Annotated in this window: 25 protein-coding genes; 12 read left to right on the forward strand and 13 right to left on the reverse strand. The window is 55.9% G+C overall.

From position 1 onward, the window contains the following. Positions 1-48: 48 nt before the first annotated feature. The 5 genes from PHA01_RS03890 to PHA01_RS03910 form a co-directional block, all read right to left on the reverse strand. Positions 49-507 carry a carboxymuconolactone decarboxylase family protein gene (locus PHA01_RS03890; RefSeq protein ID WP_271893465.1) on the reverse strand — a complete coding sequence of 153 codons (459 nt, stop codon included), beginning with the start codon at positions 505-507 and terminating at the stop codon, positions 49-51. A gap of 100 nt (positions 508-607) precedes the next feature. Then, positions 608-1420, reverse strand: coding sequence for a hypothetical protein (locus tag PHA01_RS03895; RefSeq protein WP_271893466.1), 813 nt, complete (start codon positions 1418-1420; stop codon positions 608-610). 13 nt (positions 1421-1433) lie between these two features. Beyond that, positions 1434-1691: a hypothetical protein gene (locus PHA01_RS03900; RefSeq protein WP_112527803.1), complete on the reverse strand. Its 258-nt coding sequence runs from the start codon at positions 1689-1691 to the stop codon at positions 1434-1436. A 102-nt stretch (positions 1692-1793) separates the two neighbouring features. Beyond that, positions 1794-2162: a TIGR02301 family protein gene (locus tag PHA01_RS03905; protein WP_417020893.1), complete on the reverse strand. Its 369-nt coding sequence runs from the start codon at positions 2160-2162 to the stop codon at positions 1794-1796. Positions 2163-2242: 80 nt separating this feature from the next. Next, the gene (locus PHA01_RS03910; protein WP_271893468.1) at positions 2243-2674 is read right to left on the reverse strand and encodes an NUDIX hydrolase; all 432 of its coding nucleotides are present in this window, start codon (positions 2672-2674) and stop codon (positions 2243-2245) included. Between the two features lie 104 nt (positions 2675-2778). Here PHA01_RS03910 and PHA01_RS03915 point away from each other — a divergent pair, with 104 nt between their 5' ends. Together PHA01_RS03915 and PHA01_RS03920 are read left to right on the forward strand one after the other, a co-directional pair. After that, the gene (locus PHA01_RS03915) at positions 2779-3543 is read left to right on the forward strand and encodes an SOS response-associated peptidase (RefSeq protein WP_271893470.1); all 765 of its coding nucleotides are present in this window, start codon (positions 2779-2781) and stop codon (positions 3541-3543) included. Between the two features lie 37 nt (positions 3544-3580). Continuing rightward, a complete protein-coding gene (locus tag PHA01_RS03920) occupies positions 3581-4195 on the forward strand; it encodes a LysE/ArgO family amino acid transporter (protein WP_271893471.1) in 615 nt (204 codons plus the stop codon). Here the strand turns inward: PHA01_RS03920 and PHA01_RS03925 are convergent. Then, the gene (locus tag PHA01_RS03925; protein ID WP_112527813.1) at positions 4172-4339 is read right to left on the reverse strand and encodes a transcriptional regulator; all 168 of its coding nucleotides are present in this window, start codon (positions 4337-4339) and stop codon (positions 4172-4174) included. The two genes, PHA01_RS03920 and PHA01_RS03925, sit on opposite strands and share 24 nt — an antisense overlap. Positions 4340-4714: 375 nt before the next feature. On the opposite strand from PHA01_RS03925, the gene cysS reads away from it, so the two are divergent. The 4 genes from cysS (at position 4715) to rarD (ending at position 9365) form a co-directional block, all read left to right on the forward strand. Then, the gene (gene cysS, locus PHA01_RS03930; RefSeq protein WP_271893472.1) at positions 4715-6163 is read left to right on the forward strand and encodes a cysteine--tRNA ligase; all 1449 of its coding nucleotides are present in this window, start codon (positions 4715-4717) and stop codon (positions 6161-6163) included. Then, positions 6160-6666, forward strand: coding sequence for a GFA family protein (locus tag PHA01_RS03935; protein ID WP_271893474.1), 507 nt, complete (start codon positions 6160-6162; stop codon positions 6664-6666). Before cysS ends, PHA01_RS03935 begins: the two co-directional genes overlap by 4 nt. Further along, positions 6663-8276 carry a citramalate synthase gene (cimA, locus tag PHA01_RS03940; RefSeq protein ID WP_271893475.1) on the forward strand — a complete coding sequence of 538 codons (1614 nt, stop codon included), beginning with the start codon at positions 6663-6665 and terminating at the stop codon, positions 8274-8276. The genes PHA01_RS03935 and cimA overlap by 4 nt, the downstream gene beginning before the upstream one ends. 192 nt (positions 8277-8468) lie before the next feature. Continuing rightward, positions 8469-9365 carry an EamA family transporter RarD gene (gene rarD / locus PHA01_RS03945; protein ID WP_162701878.1) on the forward strand — a complete coding sequence of 299 codons (897 nt, stop codon included), beginning with the start codon at positions 8469-8471 and terminating at the stop codon, positions 9363-9365. On the opposite strand, the gene PHA01_RS03950 is transcribed toward rarD, so the two are convergent. Together PHA01_RS03950 and PHA01_RS03955 are read right to left on the reverse strand one after the other, a co-directional pair. Beyond that, complete coding sequence (locus PHA01_RS03950) at positions 9362-10375, reverse strand: CorA family divalent cation transporter (RefSeq protein ID WP_271893477.1); 1014 nt, start codon at positions 10373-10375, stop codon at positions 9362-9364. The genes rarD and PHA01_RS03950 overlap by 4 nt on opposite strands. A 17-nt stretch (positions 10376-10392) precedes the next feature. Then, the gene (locus PHA01_RS03955) at positions 10393-10998 is read right to left on the reverse strand and encodes an LOG family protein (RefSeq protein WP_112527829.1); all 606 of its coding nucleotides are present in this window, start codon (positions 10996-10998) and stop codon (positions 10393-10395) included. A gap of 174 nt (positions 10999-11172) precedes the next feature. Between PHA01_RS03955 and PHA01_RS03960 the strand changes: the two genes are divergently transcribed. The 5 genes from PHA01_RS03960 (at position 11173) to pssA (ending at position 16428) form a co-directional block, all read left to right on the forward strand. Next, complete coding sequence (locus tag PHA01_RS03960; RefSeq protein ID WP_271893480.1) at positions 11173-12420, forward strand: LysM peptidoglycan-binding domain-containing protein; 1248 nt, start codon at positions 11173-11175, stop codon at positions 12418-12420. 90 nt (positions 12421-12510) lie between these two features. Further along, a complete protein-coding gene (locus PHA01_RS03965) occupies positions 12511-12882 on the forward strand; it encodes an ArsR/SmtB family transcription factor (RefSeq protein ID WP_271893482.1) in 372 nt (123 codons plus the stop codon). Between the two features lie 2 nt (positions 12883-12884). Beyond that, positions 12885-14771: an ABCB family ABC transporter ATP-binding protein/permease gene (locus PHA01_RS03970; RefSeq protein WP_417020894.1), complete on the forward strand. Its 1887-nt coding sequence runs from the start codon at positions 12885-12887 to the stop codon at positions 14769-14771. Between the two features lie 105 nt (positions 14772-14876). Beyond that, entirely contained in the window at positions 14877-15575 is a 699-nt protein-coding gene (locus PHA01_RS03975) for a phosphatidylserine decarboxylase (RefSeq protein WP_271893483.1), read from the forward strand. 10 nt (positions 15576-15585) lie between these two features. After that, positions 15586-16428 carry a CDP-diacylglycerol--serine O-phosphatidyltransferase gene (pssA, locus tag PHA01_RS03980; protein WP_417020895.1) on the forward strand — a complete coding sequence of 281 codons (843 nt, stop codon included), beginning with the start codon at positions 15586-15588 and terminating at the stop codon, positions 16426-16428. 19 nt (positions 16429-16447) lie between these two features. On the opposite strand, the gene PHA01_RS03985 is transcribed toward pssA, so the two are convergent. Both PHA01_RS03985 and PHA01_RS03990 read right to left on the reverse strand, forming a co-directional pair. Next, on the reverse strand, positions 16448-17446 hold the full coding sequence (locus PHA01_RS03985; protein ID WP_271893484.1) for an alpha/beta hydrolase family protein: 999 nt from the start codon (positions 17444-17446) through the stop codon (positions 16448-16450). 43 nt (positions 17447-17489) lie between these two features. Further along, positions 17490-18191, reverse strand: coding sequence for a hypothetical protein (locus tag PHA01_RS03990; RefSeq protein WP_271893485.1), 702 nt, complete (start codon positions 18189-18191; stop codon positions 17490-17492). A gap of 145 nt (positions 18192-18336) precedes the next feature. On the opposite strand from PHA01_RS03990, the gene PHA01_RS03995 reads away from it, so the two are divergent. Beyond that, positions 18337-19395: a helix-turn-helix domain-containing protein gene (locus PHA01_RS03995; RefSeq protein ID WP_271893486.1), complete on the forward strand. Its 1059-nt coding sequence runs from the start codon at positions 18337-18339 to the stop codon at positions 19393-19395. On the opposite strand, the gene PHA01_RS04000 is transcribed toward PHA01_RS03995, so the two are convergent. The 3 genes from PHA01_RS04000 to PHA01_RS04010 all read right to left on the reverse strand — a co-directional run bounded on the left by PHA01_RS04000 (position 19392) and on the right by PHA01_RS04010 (position 22398). After that, complete coding sequence (locus PHA01_RS04000; protein WP_271893488.1) at positions 19392-20144, reverse strand: SDR family NAD(P)-dependent oxidoreductase; 753 nt, start codon at positions 20142-20144, stop codon at positions 19392-19394. The two genes, PHA01_RS03995 and PHA01_RS04000, sit on opposite strands and share 4 nt — an antisense overlap. A gap of 9 nt (positions 20145-20153) precedes the next feature. Further along, positions 20154-21647 carry an amidophosphoribosyltransferase gene (gene purF / locus PHA01_RS04005; protein ID WP_271893489.1) on the reverse strand — a complete coding sequence of 498 codons (1494 nt, stop codon included), beginning with the start codon at positions 21645-21647 and terminating at the stop codon, positions 20154-20156. Positions 21648-21792: 145 nt separating this feature from the next. Continuing rightward, the gene (locus PHA01_RS04010; RefSeq protein ID WP_112527851.1) at positions 21793-22398 is read right to left on the reverse strand and encodes a CvpA family protein; all 606 of its coding nucleotides are present in this window, start codon (positions 22396-22398) and stop codon (positions 21793-21795) included. Between the last annotated feature and the right edge of the window lies 1 nt (position 22399).

The raw sequence follows: 22399 nt of genomic DNA on the forward strand, positions 1-22399 counted from the left end.
ATGCGGGTCAGGCGCGGTCTGAGGCGATTGAACGCCTCGGCGCTATTGTCAGGCTGCGGCACTGTCTTTTGCCACCGGATGGACAGAGCGGAAGCCGATAGCCAGGCGGTTCCACCCATTGATGGTTACGATCAACATGGACAGCTTGACGATCTCCTCCTCGGTGAACTGTTCCTTCAGCACGTCATAGACGTTGTCCGGAGCATGGGTTTTGGATATCAGCGTCAATGCTTCCGTCCAGGCCAGCGCGGCGCGTTCGCGATCACTATAGAGCGGCGATTCCCGCCATGCGTTTAGCAAATATAGGCGCTGCTCGGTCTCGCCCTTCTTACGAGCGTCCTTCGAATGCATGTCGAGGCAGAAGGCGCAGCCGTTGATCTGTGAAGCCCGCATCTTGACGAGCTCTATAAGGCTCATTTCGAGCCCGCTGCCAACAACGCTCTCTTCCATCTTGAGCATCGGCTTGATGAGTTCTTGGAAATTGTAGAGGTTCAATCTTGGTTTCATCGTCTATCTCCTTATGTGGCATTTAGTTGCCTGTACACAAGACGAGACAGCTCCGCCGAACGTGACATCCCGGCAAACTTTTTTATGAATCTTTGTAAGATCAGTCGCCGGTGACGAAAAACCGCCAGCGCCCCTTTGGCGTGATGCCAAGGCGATAGAATACATAAGTGCCGAATTGCTTCATCTCGTCGTAATCGCCTGCGGTGACGATCTGGAAGAGTTCGACCTTTTGCTTGGCATCGAGCTTGTCGAGCGGGTAGGCGAAGAAATAGGGCCAGACGTAGAGCTCGTCTGCCGTGCCGGCATCGAGGTGGACATAACCGGACTCGAGCACATCGACCAGAATAGCGAGAATTTCCTGGCCATCTGGATCGCCGGCGAGGCTTTTCAGATAGGCCAATGGATCGCCATCGATGTCTGTCAGCGAAAGCATGGTGACATCGTCGCCGGAACCGATCAGCGGACGAAGTGCTTCAATCGATCCGGACTTGGCCGCAGTCAGAATGAGCTCGCGCATTTTCTGCACCGGGAAAGGCAGTTTGGCGACGTCGTATTCGACCTGAGGCGTTGCTGCGCCTTCCTTGGCATTCGGCATGGCAGGATTATTGCTCTGCGCAGCAGCACCATCATCATCATCCGTTGCCGCTGGTGCCTGTGCGGGCTGCTCCGGCGTAGCGTTGGGCTTTTCGGGAGAGGTGGGTTGGGTCTGCGTTTCGCCAGCTGGTTTTTGTTCGGCACCGGGCTTCGCAGGTTCGGTGGCTTTGGGCAGCTCTTCTTTCTTGATCTCGCTCAAGGCGAGCTGCGTCGGCGTATCCAAGCCGGCAGCAAAAGCCGGAACGGAGAAAGCACAAACCGCTGCCGCTAGGAAAAAGGTTCCGGCGATCGCGGAAGCGGAAAAGTGCTTTTCAGGCATGCAGGATCACCAATTATTGCAGAATGCGATTAGATGAAAATTCACCCGCAGAAATACGTTCACGCAAGCCATCGAGCAAGGCCAATGCGGACACTTCGCCGTTGTCACGGATCAGTTCGGTCAATGCGGTGGCAAAAGCGGCTTCGGCCATAATTTCAGGCTCGATACCTTCAAGCGTGCCATCAGCCCAGACTTCATTCTGATATTCGATTGCAACCAGCTTTTTTTCTTCTGCAACCAACCTATCAAGGTCTGTCGATGTCATGTTCATGATATACCATCCTTGGCCGAAGCCAATTCTTAAACTACCGCTAAACAATACCATACGTTTTGTTTAAAATGCGGTTCATTGGCTTCAACAGTTAAAGCCTGGTTAATTTCCATAGCCCGATACGATCTCCGAAGAAAGCCTTGTTCCTTCGATTTGGTAGCGGTCAATCGCCGCAATCGCCTGGCTCGTGCAGGTTGAGTAAGTTTCGTTGAACGTGCGATATCCGCGATTGAAACTGGCGATCAACTTAGCCCGGCGTGCCGGGTCTGGATTCTCCGCCAGGAGCAGCGAATCCATTCGATCCCGCCACTGGTTGCTCCTTTCGCCGCAAAGATTACGCAGCGAATGGATCGATCCGAGAACCTCGGCCAAACGTAGGAGCTTTGCCTCATATAGAGGGTCGACCGCATAAGCTGGCACAGCCGTGGCGATTGCCGTCAAAAACGCTGTGATTACTATTACACGCCGCACGAGATGACCCCGAGACCAATTCCCCGAAAGGGTTGTTGCCTGAAAGCTAGGCAGCTTCAAGGCGTCCGTGGTTAATACCCTCAACTTTTAAAACCGGCAGCCAATTCATGTACGACGTCCAGAACACTCTCGGTCACGTCGAATTTCGCCATTTCCTCCACCCGGAGCCAGTGCACGGCCGCCGCATCGTCCGCAGCGATGGCTTCTCCTGTTGGATCATGCGCCAGGAAGACGGCCAGGTGGAAAGGTTTCGCTGTTGGAAATTCCGGCGTCGAGTAATCGAAGGTGACGGTCGTGAGATAAGTTACTTCTGTTGCTGTTATGCCGGTTTCTTCATGCAGTTCGCGAATTGCTGCTTCTTGCGGCATCTCGCCTTGCTCTCTCCTGCCACCCGGAAATGCCAGCCAGCCTTTTGACGGTTCGCGTGCTCGCTCCACCAAGAGGAAGGCCCGATCGCGGATGCAAACGGTCGAAACGCCGTCGACAGTTGCGGAGAGGGGAATTTGGTCCATATGTCAGGGGTAGGTGGTAAGAGAAGTTTTGACAAGGCCACCTTGACCCAGCATCTCAAATGCGGATGATCGCCACTTCCAAAAACAAATCAGGCATTGACTGCATGTGCGGACGTTTTTCACTCCTCGAAACGCCGGAAGAGATCGCGGCCTATCTCGCGCTCATGGAGCTCGAGGCGTTTCCGCCACGCTATAATATTGCGCCGACACAGCCGATCCTCATGGTGATCGCCGGTGAAACACCGCCGCCGGGCAGCAATCGGCCTGATCGCAGGGCGCTTCTGGTGCGGTGGGGATTTATTCCCGGCTGGGTAAAGGATACGGCAAACTATCCACTGATGATCAATGCTCGTTCGGAAACGGCAATCGAGAAGGCATCGTTCAAGGCCGCAATGCGTCACCGCCGTGCGCTAATCCCGGCCTCGGGTTTCTACGAGTGGCGGCGGGACGGCAACAGAAAATCGCAAGCCTATTGGGTCCGGCCCCGCAACGGCGCAACTATCGCATTCGCCGGCATCTATGAGCCGTGGGCAAATGCAGAAGGTTCCGAAATGGACACCGGCGCGATCCTGACGACAAGCGCGAGCGAGGATCTGCGTTTCATCCACGACCGCATGCCTGTTATCATAGAGCAGAAAGATTTTGCGCGGTGGCTCGATTGCAAGACGCAGGAACCGCGCCATGTCGCCGATCTTTTGAGGCCCGCTCAGGCGGATTTCTTCGAAGCGATCCCTGTATCGGACAAGGTCAACAAGGTTGACAACACAGGTTCGGAAATCCAGGAACGGTTCGTCGAGACGTCAGTCGAAGCAAAGAAGCCGGCGCGCGTCAAACCGCCCGAGCCTGACAATCAGATGAAACTGTTCTAGGCCCTTAAATCCGACTTTTCTTGAGGATATCTACCCGATGTTTTCTGCCGCTCTCTCCGGTTTTCTTCTTGGCGCGTCCCTTATTATCGCAATCGGCGCGCAGAACGCTTTCATATTGCGGCAAGGACTGCTGCGAGAACATGTATTCCTCTTAAGCCTGATTTGCGCCCTGTCCGACGCCCTGTTGATAACGGCAGGCGTCGCTGGTCTTGGGACGCTGATCGCGCAGTCGCCCACACTCATCTCAGTCGTGACGCTCGGCGGTGCCGTATTCTTGTTCTGGTATGCTTCCGTTGCCTTCCGGCGCGCGCTTCACCCCGAGGTACTGAAAGCTGCGAACACCGGCAACGGCAATTTGAAAGTGGCGATCGGCACCGTTCTGGCGCTGACCTTTCTCAACCCGCATGTCTATCTTGATACGGTCGTTCTGCTTGGCGGCCTGTCGGCTCGCTTTGAAGGTTGGAACCGTGCGGCCTATGGCGCAGGCGCCGCACTGGCGTCCTTCATATGGTTCTTCGGCCTCGGCTATGGCGCGAGGCTGTTGCAGCCGATTTTTGCAAAGCCGGCCGCGTGGCGCGTACTTGACGTTTTGATCGGCCTCGTCATGGCCGGCATTGGTTTAAGTCTGTTAGTCCGTTTCCTGAACAATTGAAGCAAACTTCAATTGTGGGCGTTGGCGAACGGTGCTGAGAACGGCTGCAAGGATCGCAGCTGGCCCGATCGCGCGGTATTGCGAGGTAAGATGATCGGCGCGGGCGCTTTCGCGCGGCTTTGCCGTTTGCTGGGCATCGGTCATGGGTTTGGTCCTTTTATTCCCCTAAAGTCTAAGGCATCAGGATTCCCGTTCAAATTGGCCGGAAAGAAGGCACTTTCCGGGAGGATTTTGGGCTATTCGGTTAATTTGGATTAACCATCGTAAAGTCGGCAAAAATGCAACACCGCGTCTTTGGCGGGAGCGCTTGACGATTTGCCCGCACTCGATCATAAATGCCCGCATGAAAACGTCGCCCGTAACGATTATTATTACCTGTCGGATTATTATCAGCTAGCGCTCGCTGGCCCGGCCGTTTTCGTCTCAAAAATCCTGATAAAGATGCAAAACGCACCGGTCGCCAGACCAGCGCGATGATATGCGTTTTGACGATGAACCCCGAATTTTGAGATCCAGGACATGCCGCAGGTACTGAAGCTGTACAACACGCTCACGCGCACGAAGGAGACCTTTGTGCCGATCGATCCGAATAATGTGCGCATGTATGTCTGCGGCCCGACCGTCTATGACTATGCGCACATCGGTAATGCCCGGCCGGTTATCGTCTTCGACGTGTTGTTTCGGTTGCTTCGTCATATCTATGGCGAAAGCCATGTGAACTACGTTCGCAACATCACCGACGTCGACGACAAGATCAACGCTCGCGCCGCCCGCGACTATCCGGACCTGCCTTTGAATGAAGCGATCGGCAAGGTCACCGAAGCAACGAACGAGCAATTCCAGGCGGATGTGGCAGCGCTCGGCAATCTGCAGCCTTCGTCTCAACCACGCGCGACCGAATATATTGCTGAAATGGCGGCGATGATCGATCGCCTCGTCGAGCGTGGCGTCGCCTATGTGGCCGACAGTCACGTCTTGTTTTCCCCATCGGCGATGAATGCCGCCAAAGGCCCCCGCTACGGATTGCTCTCCCGCCGATCATCTGACGACATGATTGCCGGTGCGCGCGTCGACGTTGCCTCTTACAAACGAGACGAGATGGATTTCGTTCTGTGGAAGCCCTCCAAGGAAGGGGAGCCGGGCTGGCCGTCGCCTGCGGGTATCGATGGTCTCGGTCGCCCGGGCTGGCATATCGAGTGCTCGGCCATGTCGATGGCGAAGCTGCTTGAGCCATTTGGTGGCGGGTTGCAATGCGACGATCCGATGAAGAACATTTTCGACATCCACGCCGGTGGCATCGATCTGGTGTTCCCTCACCATGAAAACGAGCTCGCCCAGTCCTGCTGCGCCTTTGGCACCGACCGGATGGCCAATGTCTGGATGCACAACGGCTTCCTGCAGGTTGAGGGCCAGAAAATGGCCAAAAGCACCGGTAATTTCGTGACGATCCATGAATTGCTGGCGACTGACACCTTCGGTGGCCGTAAATGGCCGGGGGAAGTGCTGCGCCTTGGCATGCTCATGACCAACTATCGCGAGCCGATCGATTTCAGTGTCAGAAAGCTGGAGGAGGCAGAGAACATCCTCGCCAAAGCTCGCGAATATGTGGGCGATGCCGGCGTTGGTGTCGTTCCGGATGAGGCTGTCGATATCCTGTCGGACGACCTCGCAACGCCAGGCCTTGTCAATTGGCTGGCGTCGATCAGGAAGTCGCGCGTCCTCGATCCTGAGGCGTATCGTGCTGTGTTCGCGCTGCTAGGCATTGATCTGAGCGTAGAAAGCGTCTCACGCGAGCTCGAGAATGAAATCGAAGCCAAGATCCGCAATCGCCTCTCTTTGCTTGCAGCCAAGAGTTTCCCTGAGGCCGACCGCATCCGCGATGAGTTGCTGGAAAAGGGCGTTCAATTGAAGGACGGAAAAGATCCCGCTACCGGCGAACGTGTCACGACCTGGGAGATAAAGCGATGAGTCTGGATAACAAGCCCGTCTACACTGGCGGTTGCCAATGCGGTGCGATCCGCTTTCGCGTGGAGGGTGCACTCGGTGACGCATCGATCTGTCATTGCCGCATGTGCCAAAAGGCCTTCGGCAACTTTTTCGCGCCCCTGACATCAGTGCGCGGCACGGATTTTGAGTGGACACGGGGCGAGCCCAAGCGGTTTCAATCGTCTAATCACGTCAAGCGGGGTTTTTGCGCGAACTGCGGAACCCCGTTGACCTATGAAGCACCGGACGGTGTGGCACTTGCTATCGGTGCATTCGATGAACCTGAAGAATTGGCGCCCACCCTTCAGTGGGGCGTCGAAGACAAACTGCCTTACGTTGATGATCTGTCAAAACTCCCCGGATACACATCTGACAGCGACGCGGAATCGGTGGAATTCCTCAAAACGATGATATCCTATCAGCACCCCGACCATGACACGGAACAGTGGCCGCTATTGGGGTCGCGAGGGGAGGCGGGCGAGTGACAAAAGAACGGATCTATCTCTTCGACACGACATTGCGCGATGGCCAACAGACGCCTGGTATCGACTTTTCAGTTGAGGACAAGAAAGTCATTGCATCCATGCTGGATGAGTTTGGCTTCGACTATGTCGAGGGCGGCTATCCGGGAGCGAACCCGACCGACACCGCCTTCTTCGCCGAAAAGCGTACGAAGCATGCAAAATTCGCAGCTTTCGGCATGACCAAACGCGCCGGCGTCTCGGCCTCCAATGATCCCGGACTTGCAGCACTCATCCGTTCGCCAGCTGACACCATATGCTTTGTCGCCAAAAGCTGGGACTATCATGTTCGCGTAGCGCTCGGCTGCACGAATGAAGAGAACCTTGAGTCCATCGATGCTTCCGTTCGTACTGCAGTTGAGGCAGGCAAGGAAGCCATCGTCGATTGCGAGCACTTCTTCGATGGCTATAAGGCTAACCCGGAATACGCGCTCGCCTGCGCCAAGACCGCCTACAGTGCAGGAGCCCGCTGGGTCGTGCTGTGCGATACCAACGGCGGCACGCAGCCCGCGGAAGTCACCGAAATCGTCCGTGCCGTGACGAAACACATCCCCGGCAACCATCTCGGCATCCACGCCCATAATGATACGGAGCAGGCAGTCGCCAACTCGCTTGCTGCGATCGATGCGGGTGTCCGCCATGTGCAAGGCACACTCAACGGTATCGGTGAGCGTTGCGGTAACGCCAATCTGGTGACGATCATCCCGACACTGATGCTGAAACCGAGTTGGGCGAACCGTTTCGAAACCGGCATCGGCCTCGAGAAACTCCAAGGGCTTTCCCGCCTGTCGCGCAGTTTCGACGAATTGCTCAACCGCGCACCCAATGCGCAGGGTGCGTTCGTCGGCGCGTCGGCATTTGCAACCAAGGCCGGCATTCATGCGTCAGCCCTGATCAAGGAACCGGCAACTTATGAACATGTACCACCGGAAACGGTCGGCAATCGTCGCAAGGTCATGGTTTCGGACCAAGGGGGCAAATCGAATTTCATCAATGAACTTGAACGTCGCGGCATTCCGGTGGCCAAGTCGGATCCGAGGCTCGATACGCTGATCGCGCTGGTCAAGGAACATGAGTCCGAGGGCTACGCCTATGAAGGCGCTGATGCCAGTTTTGAGCTCTTGGCGCGACAGACGCTCGGCACTGTCCCCGAGTTCTTCAAAGTCGACTCCTTCCGCTGCATGGTCGAGCGGCGCTTCGATGCAAATGGCAACATCAAGACCGTCTCGGAGGCCGTTGTCCGTATGGAGGTCGATGGTGAGACGCGGATGTCCGTCGCTGAGGGGCATGGACCGGTCAACGCACTCGATCTGGCGTTGCGCAAGGACATGGGCCGATATCAGGACGAGATCGCTGATCTGGTGCTAGCGGATTTCAAGGTGCGGATATTGAACGGCGGCACCGAGGCCATCACCCGCGTGCTCGTCGAGTCGACCGATTCCAGCAATGTGCGCTGGTGGACGGTCGGTGTTTCGGACAATATCATCGACGCGTCCTTCCAGGCGCTAATGGATTCCATCGTCTATAAATTGATGAAAAATCGGGATTTGGCGGGAAAAATAGCGGCCGAATAGAGAGTTTTCTGTAGTTTTAGGGACGATATGTCCCAAAATTGTGCGAAAACATCAAACGACTTGATCGATTGATCAGTCGAATTTAATAGACGGCATGCCGCGCGCGGACTACGACTTCGCACCATGACCCAACAAATCGATAGCAATCGAGCCGTAGCCGGTAACCATTCGACATCCGATGCTTTCGTTGGAATGTCGGATGGAAAGAAGGGCTTTATTTTTGCCCTTTGTGCTTATCTGTTGTGGGGCATCCTGCCATTCTATTTGAAATCGGTCGCGCATATACCAGCGCTGGAAGTGGTGGCCCACCGTATTGTCTGGTCGGTTCCCATTGCCGTCGTACTGCTTTGGTGGCTTGGGTTGCTTGGCGATCTGAGGGTCGCCTTCACGACCCCGCGCATGCTGGCGATGGCTATATTGACCGCCAGTCTGATCACCGTGAACTGGGGCACGTACGTCTGGGCCATCGGCAATAATCACACTGTAGATACAGCGCTGGGCTATTACATCAATCCGCTGGTGAATGTGGTCCTTGGTGGCATCTTCCTGTCCGAACGCCTTTCGAAGGCGCAAATGGTTGCCATAGCTTTGGCAGCATGCGCGGTCATTCTGTTGACGGTGTCGTCCGGTGGTCTCCCGTGGATTTCACTCGTCCTCGCGTTCAGCTTTGGCTTTTATGGTTTCTTTCGCAAAACCTTGCCGATCGGTGCCATCCAGGGTTTCACGCTCGAGGTTCTAATACTTTCCGTTCCCTCGCTCGGTTTCATTGCTTGGACCCTGACGCAGAACACCAGCCACTTCACCAATGGCGCGCCGCACGACACGGGTTTGTTGCTGTTTGCAGGGCTTGCAACCGCTGTGCCGCTTATCTTCTATGCCCTTGGCGCCAAGCTCCTGCGCTATACGACCATTGGTTTGATGCAATATATTGCGCCGACGATCGTGTTCTTCATTGCAATCTTTGTCTTCGACGAGCCGTTCTCGCATGTACAGCTCATTGCATTCGGTCTGATCTGGTCAGCCCTTGCGATCTACACCTGGTCAATGGTGTATGAGGCGCGAAAGCTGCGATTGGCACCGGCGCATTAGTTTCGCGATCCGCCGATCTTTCTCACGACGAGATAGACCATACCGGAAATACCGAGTGCCAAGGCAGTAATAAGCCAGAATCCATGTGTACTTTCCGCAAGCGGCAGTCCACCGGTATTCATGCCGAAAAGGCCGCTTATGACAGTGCTCGGCAAAAGGACCGCGGTCATCACCGACAGGACATATAGAAACCGGTTTGACTGATCCGTCAGTTTCGCCAGGAGTTCGTCCTGAAGCAGGCGTGCCCGCTGCTGCAGTTGTTCACCTTCCGCATGCAACGTTTCCGCGCGGCGCGACAAGCCTTCGATCAGATCGTCCAATTCTTCGGGAAAAACCCGGCGATCGGCGTGATCAATATGACGGAATAGACCTGTCGCCGCCGTGAGATAGCGGTGAAACACAACGATCTGACGCCGGACAGGCACGAGACGTTCCCGCTCGCCCTGCCAGTTCTCGCCGACGATATGATCCTCGATGGAATCCAGGGTTTCCGAGAGTTTGGTGATCTCTATTTTTAGAAGATCGAGAAAACGCCGGAAGATGGCGTTGAACAGCGCGATCGGCGATTTCGGCTTTACCTTGCCGCCGAGAATAGCCTGACGTACATCGTCGACGGATTGAAGGGGGTGACGGCGTCCGCTGATGAAGAAGCGTTCGTTGAAAGCGAAGCGAAAGTAACCAAGCTCCCGCGGATCGCCATAGTGCTTGTGCTGCAAATCCGGCAATTCACCATAAAGCCAACCCTCTTCATAGGTGATCTGATACTGGTCGCCGGGAGAGAGGAATGCTTCCCGCACAACTTCCGGCAGGCTTTCGTCGGTTTCGAGATTGCGCCTTGCCCGCGCATCGGCAAGGCCGTAGCTTTTCCAAACCCACGCACTTTCTGCTGCTCCGGCATGTGCGGATGGCAATAGTGTGCCGTCGTCGCGGAAGCTGTGGGCGATGACAAACTCATCACTTTGGATGAGGGGGGCGTTGCTTGGGGGATCGGGGGTAATATTGTCCGCCATGAGATCCCTTCTGCTTGCTACAGCCGCTCTATGATTGCTTCATTGCCTTCCCGGTCACCTCGTGCAGCAGCGTTGAGGATGGCGGGTACGATATCCTCCGGCTTCTCTACCACAAGCGGATTGACCAAATGTGACGTGTGCACGAAACCCTCGGCTTTCATGTGCTCGATGAGGGCCAGCATCGGATTCCAAAATCCGTTGATGTTGGCGAAGACCATAGGCTTCCGATGACGGCCGAGTTGCGCCCACGTCATGATCTCGACGATCTCTTCCACAGTGCCGATACCGCCGGGCAAGGTAACGAACGCGTCCGAACGCTCGAACATCTTATGCTTGCGCTCATGCATGTCTTCAGTAACAATAAGCTCTGAAAGCTGGCCAAGCGCGTGTTCGGTGGCCTCTTTGTTCATCAGGAATTTAGGAATAATTCCTGTGACTTTGCCACCCGCAGACATGACTCCGTCTGCAACTGCGCCCATAATGCCTTTGGTGCCGCCACCATAGACGAGCTCAAGCCCATGCTCAGCAATTGTTTGGCCGAGAAGCTTGCCGCTTTGTTTGTAAATCGGGTCGCGGCCCGGCGAGGAGCCGCAGTAGACACAAATGGATCGAATCTTGCTCATACAATGAGTGGTGCCTTGCACATCACAAAACGTCAAGTCGGTACAAATGCGAGACAAAAGTTTCATACGCCGGCTTTATGGATACGTCGAAAGAATGGGTCTGAATCTAAAGGGTTTTCTTGTAGCTTGGCAGAAAAGACGGTAGAGCAAAAGGAACAATAGGATCGGGGAACGATGTTCGAGAATAAATTTGCGCTTTTGGGATTTGGTACTGTCGTTGCTGCTGGTCTGGTTGCGGCCTATGTTGGCTTGATGCCGGGCAAGCCCGTTTTGGAGCAACCGGCTCCTGTGATGAGCGGAACGGTGCAGACACAGCCTGCAGCGCCCTCGGCAAATTCCGAACCTCAAATTCAGTCCCTGACAACCGTACCGGATACAGAAGTTGCTTCCGGACAGGTTTCGACTCCGCCGCCAGCGACGGCAAATAATGGCGCGCCTACTTTCGATGTTCTACGCGTCGATCCCTCAGGCACTATCGTCATCGCCGGCAACGCCGCAAAAAATGCGACGGTTGACCTTTTATCGCGTTCAAGCGTCATCGGCACGACCAAATCGGCTGAGAATGGTGATTTTGTTATCGCGCTGGATAATCCGCTGAAGCCGGGCGACTACCAGCTTGTCTTGCGTTCGACAACACAAGACGGCAGCGCCATGACTTCACTTGAGACGGCGATAGTTTCCATTCCAGAGTCAAAGACTGGTCAGGTGTTGGCTCTTGTTGAACAATCCGGCCAGCCAAGCCGTATGATTACAAAGCCCGAGCCGGTGGAACCCGCACCTTCATCCACCCAGCCAACAACAGTTGCTGCACCCAAGGGTAACAAGCCGGGCATCGCTCCCGCAGAGAAAGCGTTGATCACGGTCGAGGCTGTCGAGCTTGAAGGCAGCAAGATTTTCGTCGCTGGTAATGCCCAAGCGGGCTCCGCGGTAAAGGTCTACGCAAATTCCACTCTGCTTGGAACGACAAAAACAGCACCTAATGGCCGGTTTTTGGTACAGACTGTTCAGCAGCTGGCTGTCGGTGACTATATCATCCGTGCTGATATGCTGGGCAAGGATGGCGTGACGGTCGTGGCCAGAGCCGCGGTTCCGTTCAAGCGCGAGGCTGGCGAGCGTGTCTCGGCTGTCGCACAGGCAACTCCTGGTGCCGATACGCAGACCGAGACTGGTGCGATTGTACCACAAACCGACGGACAGGCGCCGCAAGTCGCTGAAGCCGGCACGCCACTGCAGAACGTCGATGGATCGGTGATCATCCGCCGTGGTGACAGTCTTTGGCAGATTTCACGCCGTACCTATGGTGCTGGCATGCGCTACACCACTATCTATTTGGCTAACAAGGAACAGATCCGCAATCCGGACATGATTTACCCCGGGCAGATCTTCGCATTGCCAGAAAAAGATAAACCTTTAGTTCAATAGAAAAGACGGGCTGTTAACGCCCGTTTTCGAAAAAAAGAATCGCAATTTCTCCTTGCATCAGAAAATTATATCGTTTATCGCCGATGAACGATGAAATGCACGGGCTCGTTCCAACATCATTCTGATGCCAATTCAGCGCGCATACTTGCCGCGTTGGCACATCCAGCGCGCTTGCGCATTATCCGCCAGCTCGCATGCCTTGATGCTTCGTGTTGCAAGGATATCGTCGCCGGGCTTGATCTGGCACAATCGACCGTATCGCAGCATTTGAAGGTTCTCGTCGATGCCGGTCTTGTCCGCTACAAGCAGTCCGGCCAGAGCTCTCATTACAGCATCGATCCGGCAGCGTTTGCCAGTATAGCCGCACTCGTGAACGACATGGCCCGCCTTTGCTGCTCACCAGAAACAATCATCGGGGAAACGCAAGCGTTGCCCGAACTCGAAATTGCCTTCAAGGATTGACAGTGGCCAATAAAACCGTCTCAGACGAGTCTGGAAAAACCCTTCAGACCATTCGTAACCTCTGGCCTTATATGTGGCCGATGGAACGCCCTGATTTAAGAATGCGGGTCGTCTGGGCTTCCGTGTATCTGATCATCTCGAAGGTGGTCCTGATCCTCGTTCCTTATTTCTTCAAATGGGCGACGAATGCCTTGAACGGGAAATTCGAGGCATCTGATCTGGTGCCGGCACTTCTCGTCGGTCCTCTCATGCTGGTGGCAGCTTATAATGCAGCACGTATCGTGCAGGCGGGTTTAAACCAGCTGCGCGATGCACTCTTTGCCAGCGTCGGCCAATATGCCGTACGAAAGCTTGCCTATAAGACCTTCATACATATGCACGAATTGTCGCTGCGCTTCCACGTCGAACGCCGTACCGGCGGTCTTTCGCGCATCATCGAACGCGGAACGAAGGGCATCGAAACCATCGTTCGCTTCACCATCTTGAATACAGCGCCGACGATCATCGAGTTCCTGATGACGGCGGTGATTTTCGCCGTGACATACGGAATGTCCTATTTGGCAGTCGTGGTGGCGACCGTGTGGCTCTACACATGGTTCACGGTAAGAGCCAGTGATTGGCGCATCGGCATTCGCCGGGACATGAACGCCTCTGACACGGACGCCAACTCCAAGGCAATCGACTCGCTGCTCAACTATGAAACTGTCAAATATTTCGGCAATGAGAATATGGAGGCCGGCCGTTTTGATGCTGCCATGGCGCGCTATGAGATTTCGGCGACACGCATCTGGACGTCGCTTGGCTGGCTCAACTTTGGACAGGCGGTGATTTTCGGCATCGGCATGGCGGTCATGATGATCATGTCGGGCAGGGAGGTGATTGCGGGTACGCAGACATTGGGGGATTTTGTCTTCATTAATGCAATGCTGATGCAGTTGTCCGTTCCGCTCAACTTTATCGGCTTTATTTATCGCGAAGTGCGTCAGGGTCTGACGGACATCGAGCAGATGTTCGACCTGCTCGATGTCGAGCAGGAAGTGATGGACAGGCCGGATGCCAAGCCGCTGGTGATCGACCGCGGGGCCGTGCGTTTCGACAACGTACAGTTCGCCTATGATCCGAAGCGCCCGATCCTGAAAGGCGTCAGCTTTGAGGTTCCCGCAGGCAAGACCGTAGCGATTGTTGGGCCTTCCGGTGCGGGAAAATCTACCCTGTCGCGCCTGCTGTTCCGCTTTTACGACATCCAGAAAGGCTCGATCACCATCGACGGCCAGGATATCCGTGACGTGACGCAAGACAGCTTGCGATCGGCTATCGGCATGGTTCCGCAAGATACTGTCCTCTTCAACGACACCATCGCCTATAATATCCGCTACGGTCGCATCACTTCGACGGAGGCCGAGATGCGCAATGCGGCGGAGCTTGCACAGATAGGACCTTTTATTGAAACGTTGCCCGAAGGCTACGACGCCATGGTGGGAGAGCGCGGACTCAAGCTTTCCGGCGGCGAAAAGCAGCGCGTGGCGATTGCAAGAACGATTTTGAAAGCTCCGCCTATTCTGATCCTGGATGAGGCGACATCAGCGCTCGATAGCGCCACCGAGCATGAGATTCAGTCCGCGCTTGATCTTGTCAGTCGCAACCGCACGACATTGGTTATCGCTCATCGGCTTTCAACCATCATCGGTGCGGATGACATTATTGTCCTGAAAGATGGAGTTATCGCCGAGCGCGGCACCCATGCGAAACTTTTGGCCAAGAGGGGCCTCTATGCCTCCATGTGGAATCGTCAACGCGAGGCTACGGAAGCTGAGGAGCGTTTGCGCCGCGTACAGGAGGAAGACGACCTTGGCGTTATCGTGCGTGGAAAGCCCGCTATGCCCGCTTGAATGGTTTGCTCCAGCTGCCAATCTCCGATAAGTAACGCGCGACTTGTCTTGGAGCGCTCGCCGCTTCATGGACGATGAGCTGCGGGCACAACCAGGAATAAATTAATGAGTCTTGTCGATTCCATACGCAACACCTTGGTACCTGTCCATCGGGAGGGGTACCCCTTCATCGCCGGTTTTGCCGTAGCGACGATCGTCCTCGGCTATTTTTGGGAACCGCTGTTCTGGATCGGTCTCATCCTCACTGCTTGGTGCATTTACTTCTATCGTGACCCGCAGCGCGTGACCCCGACCGATGACAAGCTGGTGATCAGTCCGGCAGATGGCATCGTGTCGGCTGTGGGGCCCGCCATCCCGCCGCGCGAGCTTGGTCTTGGCGACAAGGAGATGACCCGGATATCCGTGTTCATGAATGTCTTTTCCTGCCACATCAACCGCGCCCCGGTGCGCGGCCGAATAACAACGATCGTGCACAAGCCGGGCAAGTTCCTGAACGCCGACCTCGACAAGGCCAGCACTGAGAATGAGCGCAACAGCCTTTTGATTGACGGTCCAAATGGTGAGATCGCCGTCGTGCAGATTGCCGGGCTTATAGCGCGCCGCATTGTCTGCTGGGCCGACGAAAACACTGCCATTTCGATCGGCGAGCGGTTCGGTCTCATCCGCTTTGGCTCTCGCGTCGATGTTTATCTGCCGCAGGGCTTTACGCCGCGCGTTGCGATCGGCCAGACTGCGGTCGGCGGCGAATCCGTCATCGCCGAATTCGGTGGCGCGGCAAGCGCTCCGTTGGTCCGGATCAGTTGAGGCAGGGCGCATGACCGAGACCGAAGTCGATCCATTGTTTGACGAGAAGCCGCAGACTGCCGGACCGGTTGGCCGGCGCATTCCCATGCGATATCTCGCGCCCAATGTCATTACCGTTCTGGCCATCTGCGCCGGACTGACGGGTATCCGGCTGGCGTTCGAGAATCGTTTCGAACTGGCAGTGTCCATGGTGCTCCTCGCGGCATTTCTCGACGGGATCGACGGACGCATCGCCCGTATGATGAAGGGCTCCACTAAATTCGGCGCACAGATGGATTCGCTGGCCGACATCGTCAATTTCGGTGTCGCTCCGGCGCTGGTCCTCTACGCCTATATGCTGGATCAGGCGCGCTCCTTCGGCTGGATAGCTGCACTGCTGTATTGCATCGCATGTTGCCTGCGTTTGGCGCGCTTCAACGTGATGCTAGACGTCGTCGGCAAGCCGCTCTGGCAGAACAATTTTTTCACCGGCGTACCGGCTCCGGCAGGAGCCATGCTCGTCATGCTACCGGTCTATCTCGGCTTTCTGGGTCTCGCGCCAACGCGCGCGATCGCCTTTGCCGCCGCAGCCTATACCGTCGGTGTCGCAGTGCTGATGATCAGCCGCCTGCCGGTCTACAGTGGCAAGGCCGCAGGAACGAGGCTGCGTTCGGACTGGGTCATGCCCACATTCCTGTTCATCGTGGTCTACGTGGCATTCCTGATGAGCTACACGTGGCAAACGCTGACGCTTACAACAATCGCCTTCTTCATCACACTACCGTTCAGTGCAAGGGCATGGAAGCGCTACGAAGCAGCAGATCGCGCCGCTTTGGCAAATACTGAAAGTGCTGGTTCCGAAACCCCTTCCTGATTTCGGAACCAATCTGCTTTCACTGCTCGGCTTCGATCAGATTTTTGCGGAAGAAGGCCAGGATTTCCGCGTTGAACTGCTTGTGAAAAGCAACCCGATCAAAGCCTGCCATGTCGGTGCACAGCTCAGGCTCACCGGAGTTTCCCACGAGTTTCGCGAATTCCTGGCTGCACGGTGGAAGAAAAGAGAAATGACCAGAGTTCGGCACGATGCGATAGTCTGGCTTGGCAGGCAGGTTATGCGCAACCGTTGCGGCATCTTTGGGTGATAAACCGTCTCCACCATATTCGGATGCCCATAACTGGACAGGAACCGTTACTTTCCCCAAGCCTTCGGCGGTAAATAGGCTGCCGCCCGCGGGGTCGACCAATACCGCAGCTTTGATCCGCGGATCACCTACCAAAGGCGCAATTGCCGAGCGGCGAATTTGGTCGCAAAAGCGGTTTCCCGGGTAGGTCGGGCAATTATCAAGCAGCAATTTCCAGTCGGGGTTGCCGCCAATCATGGCGAGGCCAGTGAAGCCGCCTCTTGAAAACCCGAAAACGCCGATTCGCGCCGGATCGATCTGCGATGCGTTTGACCAGCCGTCCAGCATGAAATCGACCAGCCTTGTCATGTCGACAGGGCGCTGGGTCATGGAGGCTATATCGTTCAGATCTCTCGTTTTCGATTGGCCGCTATCCCGTGGATGATTGATGGCCGCGACTACAAATCCTGCATCGGCAAGCATTTCAGCAAGTGCATGATAGTTGCCCGACCAACCTCCTACACCATGCGAGATCACGATGAGCGGACGTTTTTCACCTGTGAGTGGGCAGTCTTGGACAGCGGTCGAATAGTCAAAGCCGATTTCTACCCTTGTCGGTTTGCCAACACATGGGTACCAGACGGTAGCCGTCAGAACTGGTTCACGATCGTTGGAAGGCACCTCGATGAATTTGAGACCTGCGGCGTGCGCTGGTTGAAACGTGCTAAAAGCAGCAATGGCAAGGACTGCTGCGAGCTTGAGAATTTTCATGATTGATCCCTCATTTGGATGTCGTTGATGATGATTGAAGGCGCTACCGGATCGTGGCGCGGACATACTCGCTCCTGATCTCGATTGACGGTTTTGCCCCGGGCGTGCTTTCGCGCTTGCTGTCGATGAACGAGGCCTTGGCATCGATCACGTAGCTGATGGGCGTATCCTTGACGAAGCTGAAGCTTGCGTCCAAGGCATGCGAATCCAGCCGGATCGTCTCGCTGTGGTTCGTCCGGTCGAACCGCATGTCGCTGCGGACTGCATCGCCCTTGATGTCGAGGCTTGATGCATAGCCGTCCAGAGAGAAATCGGCGGCATTGCCGCTGACGGTAATGCTGCGATACTCGCCGGACAATTTTGCGTAAAGCGCTTGCTGCTGGATGTTGATATCGCCGTTCTTCGGCAGATTGACGTTAATGCGCACTTCGCAATCGGAAAGACTTATCAGAGGCGATTCCGCAACGTGGATCAGCAATGTCTGATCTTTCACTTCCGTTGTCGTATCTGTTTCGCACGCGTTCGAAAACCAGCTCGAATACCAGTTCGAAAACCAGCCCGATCGGTTGCCGGAGATAATTGCTGCGTAGGGCTGCGTGTCCGTGGTGGTGAACTCGACGCGGCTTGCCTCACCCGTTATGGCGACCGTTTTGATGTTGTCGAGCGGCTTGCTTGGCTCGGCACTGGCCGCAACGGGCGTGAGTGTGGTTAGAATCAATATCAATGAAGCGAAAAAACCGGGCATCATGTTCTCCTGAGATTCAGCGCCATTGTCAGCGCTGCCTCAAGAAGCGGGATAGTGCCGGTATTTTCGACCTCGATTGCATTTCAGGTCGTCCGCGATCGCAATTCAGAACATAGTAACGTTCCGAATTACATGGCTCTTGACGATGATCTTTGTTCCGTTGCCCTTTGTCGTTGCGTTGCTGCTTTTCATCCTTCTGATCCAGATGATCAGACGGCGGGAAGTGACTGTTTCGAATCCGTTTTTCTTTAGCCTGATTGCTGCCTACGCCCTGCAATCGATTGTCATTGGTCTGCGTTGGGGCTACGATCTTAGGGAAGTGTTGCCGGTCCAGGCCGTGCTTGCAGCCGCTATAGCATCGCTGGCCTGGCTCAGCTTCGAGGGCTTGCGTACCGGGCGCTCTCCCTTAAAGCGGCCTCTATTGTGGCTGCACGCGCTGCCGCCATTGCTTGTGGCGGCACTGGTCGCGTTCTGGCCCGCACCAATCTCTCTCGTGCTCATTCTGATCTTTGCGGGCTATGGCGTTGCGCTTACATGGCTGGCAGCGGCGGGTCCCGATGCTCTTGCCGCGTCGCGCCTCGATGGCGTTATCAACTCACATCGCGCGTTGCAGGTTACAGCTTTCGCCATCGCTGCCTCGGCGGTGATCGATGTCATTATCAGCCTCGACTTCGCGCAGTCCGGCGGCATTCATTCCGGCCAGATTGTCGCCATTGGCAACGTGCTTGCTTTGCTGGTTTTGGGTGCAGCGGCAACTGTGGCGGGTACCAACCAGTCATCGGCTGACGTTGAGGTCGAGGACAACGAGAGCACAAGCCAACCAAGTGCTGAGGATACGCAAATAGCAGCCTCTCTCGACGATCTGATGCAATCGCGAACGCTCTATCGCGATGTCGATCTCAATCTCAACCGGCTTGCCCGGAAAATGGGCCTATCGGCCCGGCAAGTATCGAGTGCGGTCAACCGCGTCAAGTCGATGAGCGTTTCGCAATATGTTAATGATTACAGGGTGAGGGAAGCTTGTCGCTCGCTCGCCGACACATACGAACCGATCACGCGGATCATGTTCGATGCCGGCTTTCAGACGAAGTCGAATTTCAATCGCGAGTTCCTGCGTGTGACCGGCATGAGCCCGAAGGCGTGGCGTGGCCGGGCTTCTGTCGCAAACGAGAAGGCGGAAAAGATCATCCGCCTCGTTGGTTAGCTCGGGTCGTTATAGCTCAGCAATCTGTCGTCGCGCACGTCGTAAAGCGTGCCGGTCACATCCAAGGCTGGATCGCAAAGCAGGACGATCTTTGCGGCGACTTCCGCCGGCGTGGGCAAGGTCTCAGGATCTTCGCCCGGCATAGCCTGCGCGCGCATGGCGGTCCGGGTTGCCCCGGGGTCGACGGAATTGATGCACAGGCGCGTCTGTTGCGATTCCTCGGCCCAGGTCCGCGCCATCACTTCCACAGCGGCCTTGGAAGCGGCGTAGGGTCCCCAATAGGCACGAGCAGTATGTGCCACGCTCGACGTTAGCAGGATGGCGCGCCCAGCGTCAGACAGCTTGAGGAGCGGATCAGTGGTGCGGATCAGGCGCCAGACGCTCGTGACATTAATTGCCATCAACCGGTCGAAGACTTTCGCCTCCACATGTCCGATTGGCGAAATCGTTCCGAGAATGCCCGCATTGGCGACCATGATGTCAAGCTTGCCCCAGCGCTCATGGATGGAACCGCCAAGCCGGTCGATGGCGGGCATGTCAGTGAGATCCAAGGGAACCAGCGTTGCGGTTCCGCCTGCTGCCTTGATTTCGTCGTCGAGTTCCTCAAGCCCGCCCACCGTGCGGGCGACGGCAATGACGTGGGCGCCGCGTGCAGCGAGTTCTTTGGAAAGCGAATAGCCAATGCCACGGGATGCGCCGGTGACAAGCGCAAGCTTGCCGTCCAGCCGAAAACTGCCGTCAGAAATCATAGAGTGAACTCAACCGTTATTTGCGAGAAGCGAGAACTGGCGAACGTTACTCGCCCCATCCTTGTCGAGAAGCCGCGTCGGATAATCGCCAGTGAAATAGTGATCGGTGAAAAGCGGTGAGCGCGGATCGCGGGGAGCCCCGCTGACGGCCTTGTAAAGCCCATCGATGGACAGGAATGCCAGGGAATCCGCACCGATATAATCGCACATCGCATCAAGATCCGCATACTGGTTGGCCAGAAGCTTGTCCGCATCGGGGGTGTCGATGCCGTAGAAATCCGGATGGAAGATCATCGGACTGGCAACGCGGATGTGAACTTCACTCGCACCTGCATCGCGTATCATCTGCACGATCTTGACCGAAGTCGTACCGCGCACGATGGAATCATCCACAAGCACAACGCGTTTGCCTTCAATGACGGCACGATTAGCCGAATGCTTCAGCTTTACGCCGAAGGCGCGGATCGATTGGGTTGGCTCAATGAATGTGCGGCCGACATAATGGTTGCGAATGATGCCAAGCTCGAAGGGAATACCGCTTGCCTGGGCAAAGCCAATGGCCGCTGGAGTTCCCCCATCCGGAACTGGAACCACCACATCGGCTTCGAGTGGTGCTTCCTTGGCAAGGTTGATGCCCATGTTCTTACGGGCAGTGTAGACATTGCGCCCACCGACGACCGAGTCCGGACGGGCGAAGTAAACGTATTCAAACAAGCAAAGCCGTTCGCGCTTCGGGTTCTGCGGCTTGTATGTATCGATGCTGATCGAGCCATCAGCCTGGATTTCACAGACCACCACTTCGCCGTTTTCGATATCGCGGACGAACTTCGCACCGATAATGTCGAGCGCGCAGGTTTCGGAAGCAAAAATCGGCTTGCCATCGAGTTCACCCATGACGAGCGGGCGAATGCCGATCGGGTCACGCGCAGCGATGAGCTTGGTGCGGGTGAGGGCGAGCATCGCATAACCGCCTTCCATCTGGCGGATCGCGTCGATGAAGCGATCGCTGGATGAGGCGTGGCGTGAACGAGCAATAAGATGCAATACGACTTCCGTATCGGAATTGGACTGGCAGATGGCGCCATCGGCTATCAGCTGGCGGCGCAGGGTGAGGCCGTTGGTGAAATTGCCATTGTGGGCAATGGCGATGCCGCCGACCTCAAGTTCGGCCAGAAGCGGCTGCACGTTGCGCAGAACCGTGTCGCCGGTGGTCGAATAGCGTACATGGCCGATCGCCCGGTCGCCGGGCAGTTGTGCAAGGGTTGCCGGATTGGTGTAGTGGTCCCCGACGAGACCCATACGGCGTTCCGAACAAAACTGTTTCCCGTCATAGGAGACGATACCGGCTGCTTCCTGGCCGCGATGCTGCAGGGCGTGCAGCCCAAGCGCGGTCAGGGTCGCGGCGTCGGGATGCCCCAAAATGCCAAACACACCGCACTCTTCATGCAGTGTGTCGTCATCCAGGGACATCAATTGATTATCGTTACGAGAAATGTCGGTCATTGCCGCCAGCCCTTCCGCCCCAAGATTACCTTGGATCGAGTCAATTGTGCCTATTTCGCATTATGCCACGTATATGGAGCATTACCAAGTAAACGCCAAGGCCTGATAGATGCCAATATTGACGCAGTTGTGTTCTTCGACTGCATCAAGGCTGGTTTGTCGACCCTTCCGGTGGAATGTCTTCCTTCGGCTCCGGTGTTGTGGTGGTGCCGTCGGGTGCTGCATCCGGCGCCGCTGTCGTACCGGGCTTCAGGCGATTAAGGATGGTCGATTCCGGATCTTCTGGCAACAGGCTGATCAGTTTTGTACCCAGCTGATCGATCATCGGTTTGGATTTTGCCTGACCAACCCATGCCGGTTGGTTCTCGGGAACAAGCCAATTGAAGAACAGCATGGCGACAACGACGAGAAGGATGCCGCGCGCTGCGCCGAAGAGGAAACCCAGCGTACGATCAAGTGCGCCGATACGGCTATCTATGATGAAATCGGCAATCTTCATTGTAATGATCGACACGACAATCAGCGTAACGACGAAGACGAGGCCAGCCGCTGCGATCTGCGCAATGGTATCATTGCTGATATAGGGCGTAAGGAACGGAATGACCGGCTTGTAGAACAGATACGCGGCTGCCGCTGCAGCTGCCCAGGAAACCACCGACAAAACTTCGCGCGAAAAGCCGCGCACCATGGCCAAAACCGCCGAAACGAGAGTGATGCCCAATAGAATTCCGTCAAGCAACGTTATTGGCATT

This window comes from Candidatus Phyllobacterium onerii (genome assembly GCF_028331445.1).
GTDB lineage: Bacteria > Pseudomonadota > Alphaproteobacteria > Rhizobiales > Rhizobiaceae > Phyllobacterium > Phyllobacterium onerii.

Bases quoted from the DNA above. Each gene is read 5' to 3' on its own strand.
- PHA01_RS03890 (WP_271893465.1), bottom strand. From the start codon at position 507: ATGAAACCAAGATTGAACCTCTACAATTTCCAAGAACTCATCAAGCCG.
- PHA01_RS03895 (WP_271893466.1), bottom strand. From the start codon at position 1,420: ATGCCTGAAAAGCACTTTTCCGCTTCCGCGATCGCCGGAACCTTTTTC.
- PHA01_RS03900 (WP_112527803.1), bottom strand. From the start codon at position 1,691: ATGAACATGACATCGACAGACCTTGATAGGTTGGTTGCAGAAGAAAAA.
- PHA01_RS03910 (WP_271893468.1), bottom strand. From the start codon at position 2,674: ATGGACCAAATTCCCCTCTCCGCAACTGTCGACGGCGTTTCGACCGTT.
- PHA01_RS03915 (WP_271893470.1), top strand. From the start codon at position 2,779: ATGTGCGGACGTTTTTCACTCCTCGAAACGCCGGAAGAGATCGCGGCC.
- PHA01_RS03920 (WP_271893471.1), top strand. From the start codon at position 3,581: ATGTTTTCTGCCGCTCTCTCCGGTTTTCTTCTTGGCGCGTCCCTTATT.
- PHA01_RS03925 (WP_112527813.1), bottom strand. From the start codon at position 4,339: ATGACCGATGCCCAGCAAACGGCAAAGCCGCGCGAAAGCGCCCGCGCC.
- cysS (WP_271893472.1), top strand. From the start codon at position 4,715: ATGCCGCAGGTACTGAAGCTGTACAACACGCTCACGCGCACGAAGGAG.
- PHA01_RS03935 (WP_271893474.1), top strand. From the start codon at position 6,160: ATGAGTCTGGATAACAAGCCCGTCTACACTGGCGGTTGCCAATGCGGT.
- rarD (WP_162701878.1), top strand. From the start codon at position 8,469: ATGTCGGATGGAAAGAAGGGCTTTATTTTTGCCCTTTGTGCTTATCTG.
- PHA01_RS03950 (WP_271893477.1), bottom strand. From the start codon at position 10,375: ATGGCGGACAATATTACCCCCGATCCCCCAAGCAACGCCCCCCTCATC.
- PHA01_RS03955 (WP_112527829.1), bottom strand. From the start codon at position 10,998: ATGAGCAAGATTCGATCCATTTGTGTCTACTGCGGCTCCTCGCCGGGC.
- PHA01_RS03960 (WP_271893480.1), top strand. From the start codon at position 11,173: ATGTTCGAGAATAAATTTGCGCTTTTGGGATTTGGTACTGTCGTTGCT.
- PHA01_RS03965 (WP_271893482.1), top strand. From the start codon at position 12,511: ATGAAATGCACGGGCTCGTTCCAACATCATTCTGATGCCAATTCAGCG.
- PHA01_RS03975 (WP_271893483.1), top strand. From the start codon at position 14,877: ATGAGTCTTGTCGATTCCATACGCAACACCTTGGTACCTGTCCATCGG.
- pssA (WP_417020895.1), top strand. From the start codon at position 15,586: ATGACCGAGACCGAAGTCGATCCATTGTTTGACGAGAAGCCGCAGACT.
- PHA01_RS03985 (WP_271893484.1), bottom strand. From the start codon at position 17,446: ATGAAAATTCTCAAGCTCGCAGCAGTCCTTGCCATTGCTGCTTTTAGC.
- PHA01_RS03990 (WP_271893485.1), bottom strand. From the start codon at position 18,191: ATGCCCGGTTTTTTCGCTTCATTGATATTGATTCTAACCACACTCACG.
- PHA01_RS03995 (WP_271893486.1), top strand. From the start codon at position 18,337: ATGATCTTTGTTCCGTTGCCCTTTGTCGTTGCGTTGCTGCTTTTCATC.
- PHA01_RS04000 (WP_271893488.1), bottom strand. From the start codon at position 20,144: ATGATTTCTGACGGCAGTTTTCGGCTGGACGGCAAGCTTGCGCTTGTC.
- purF (WP_271893489.1), bottom strand. From the start codon at position 21,647: ATGACCGACATTTCTCGTAACGATAATCAATTGATGTCCCTGGATGAC.
- PHA01_RS04010 (WP_112527851.1), bottom strand. From the start codon at position 22,398: ATGCCAATAACGTTGCTTGACGGAATTCTATTGGGCATCACTCTCGTT.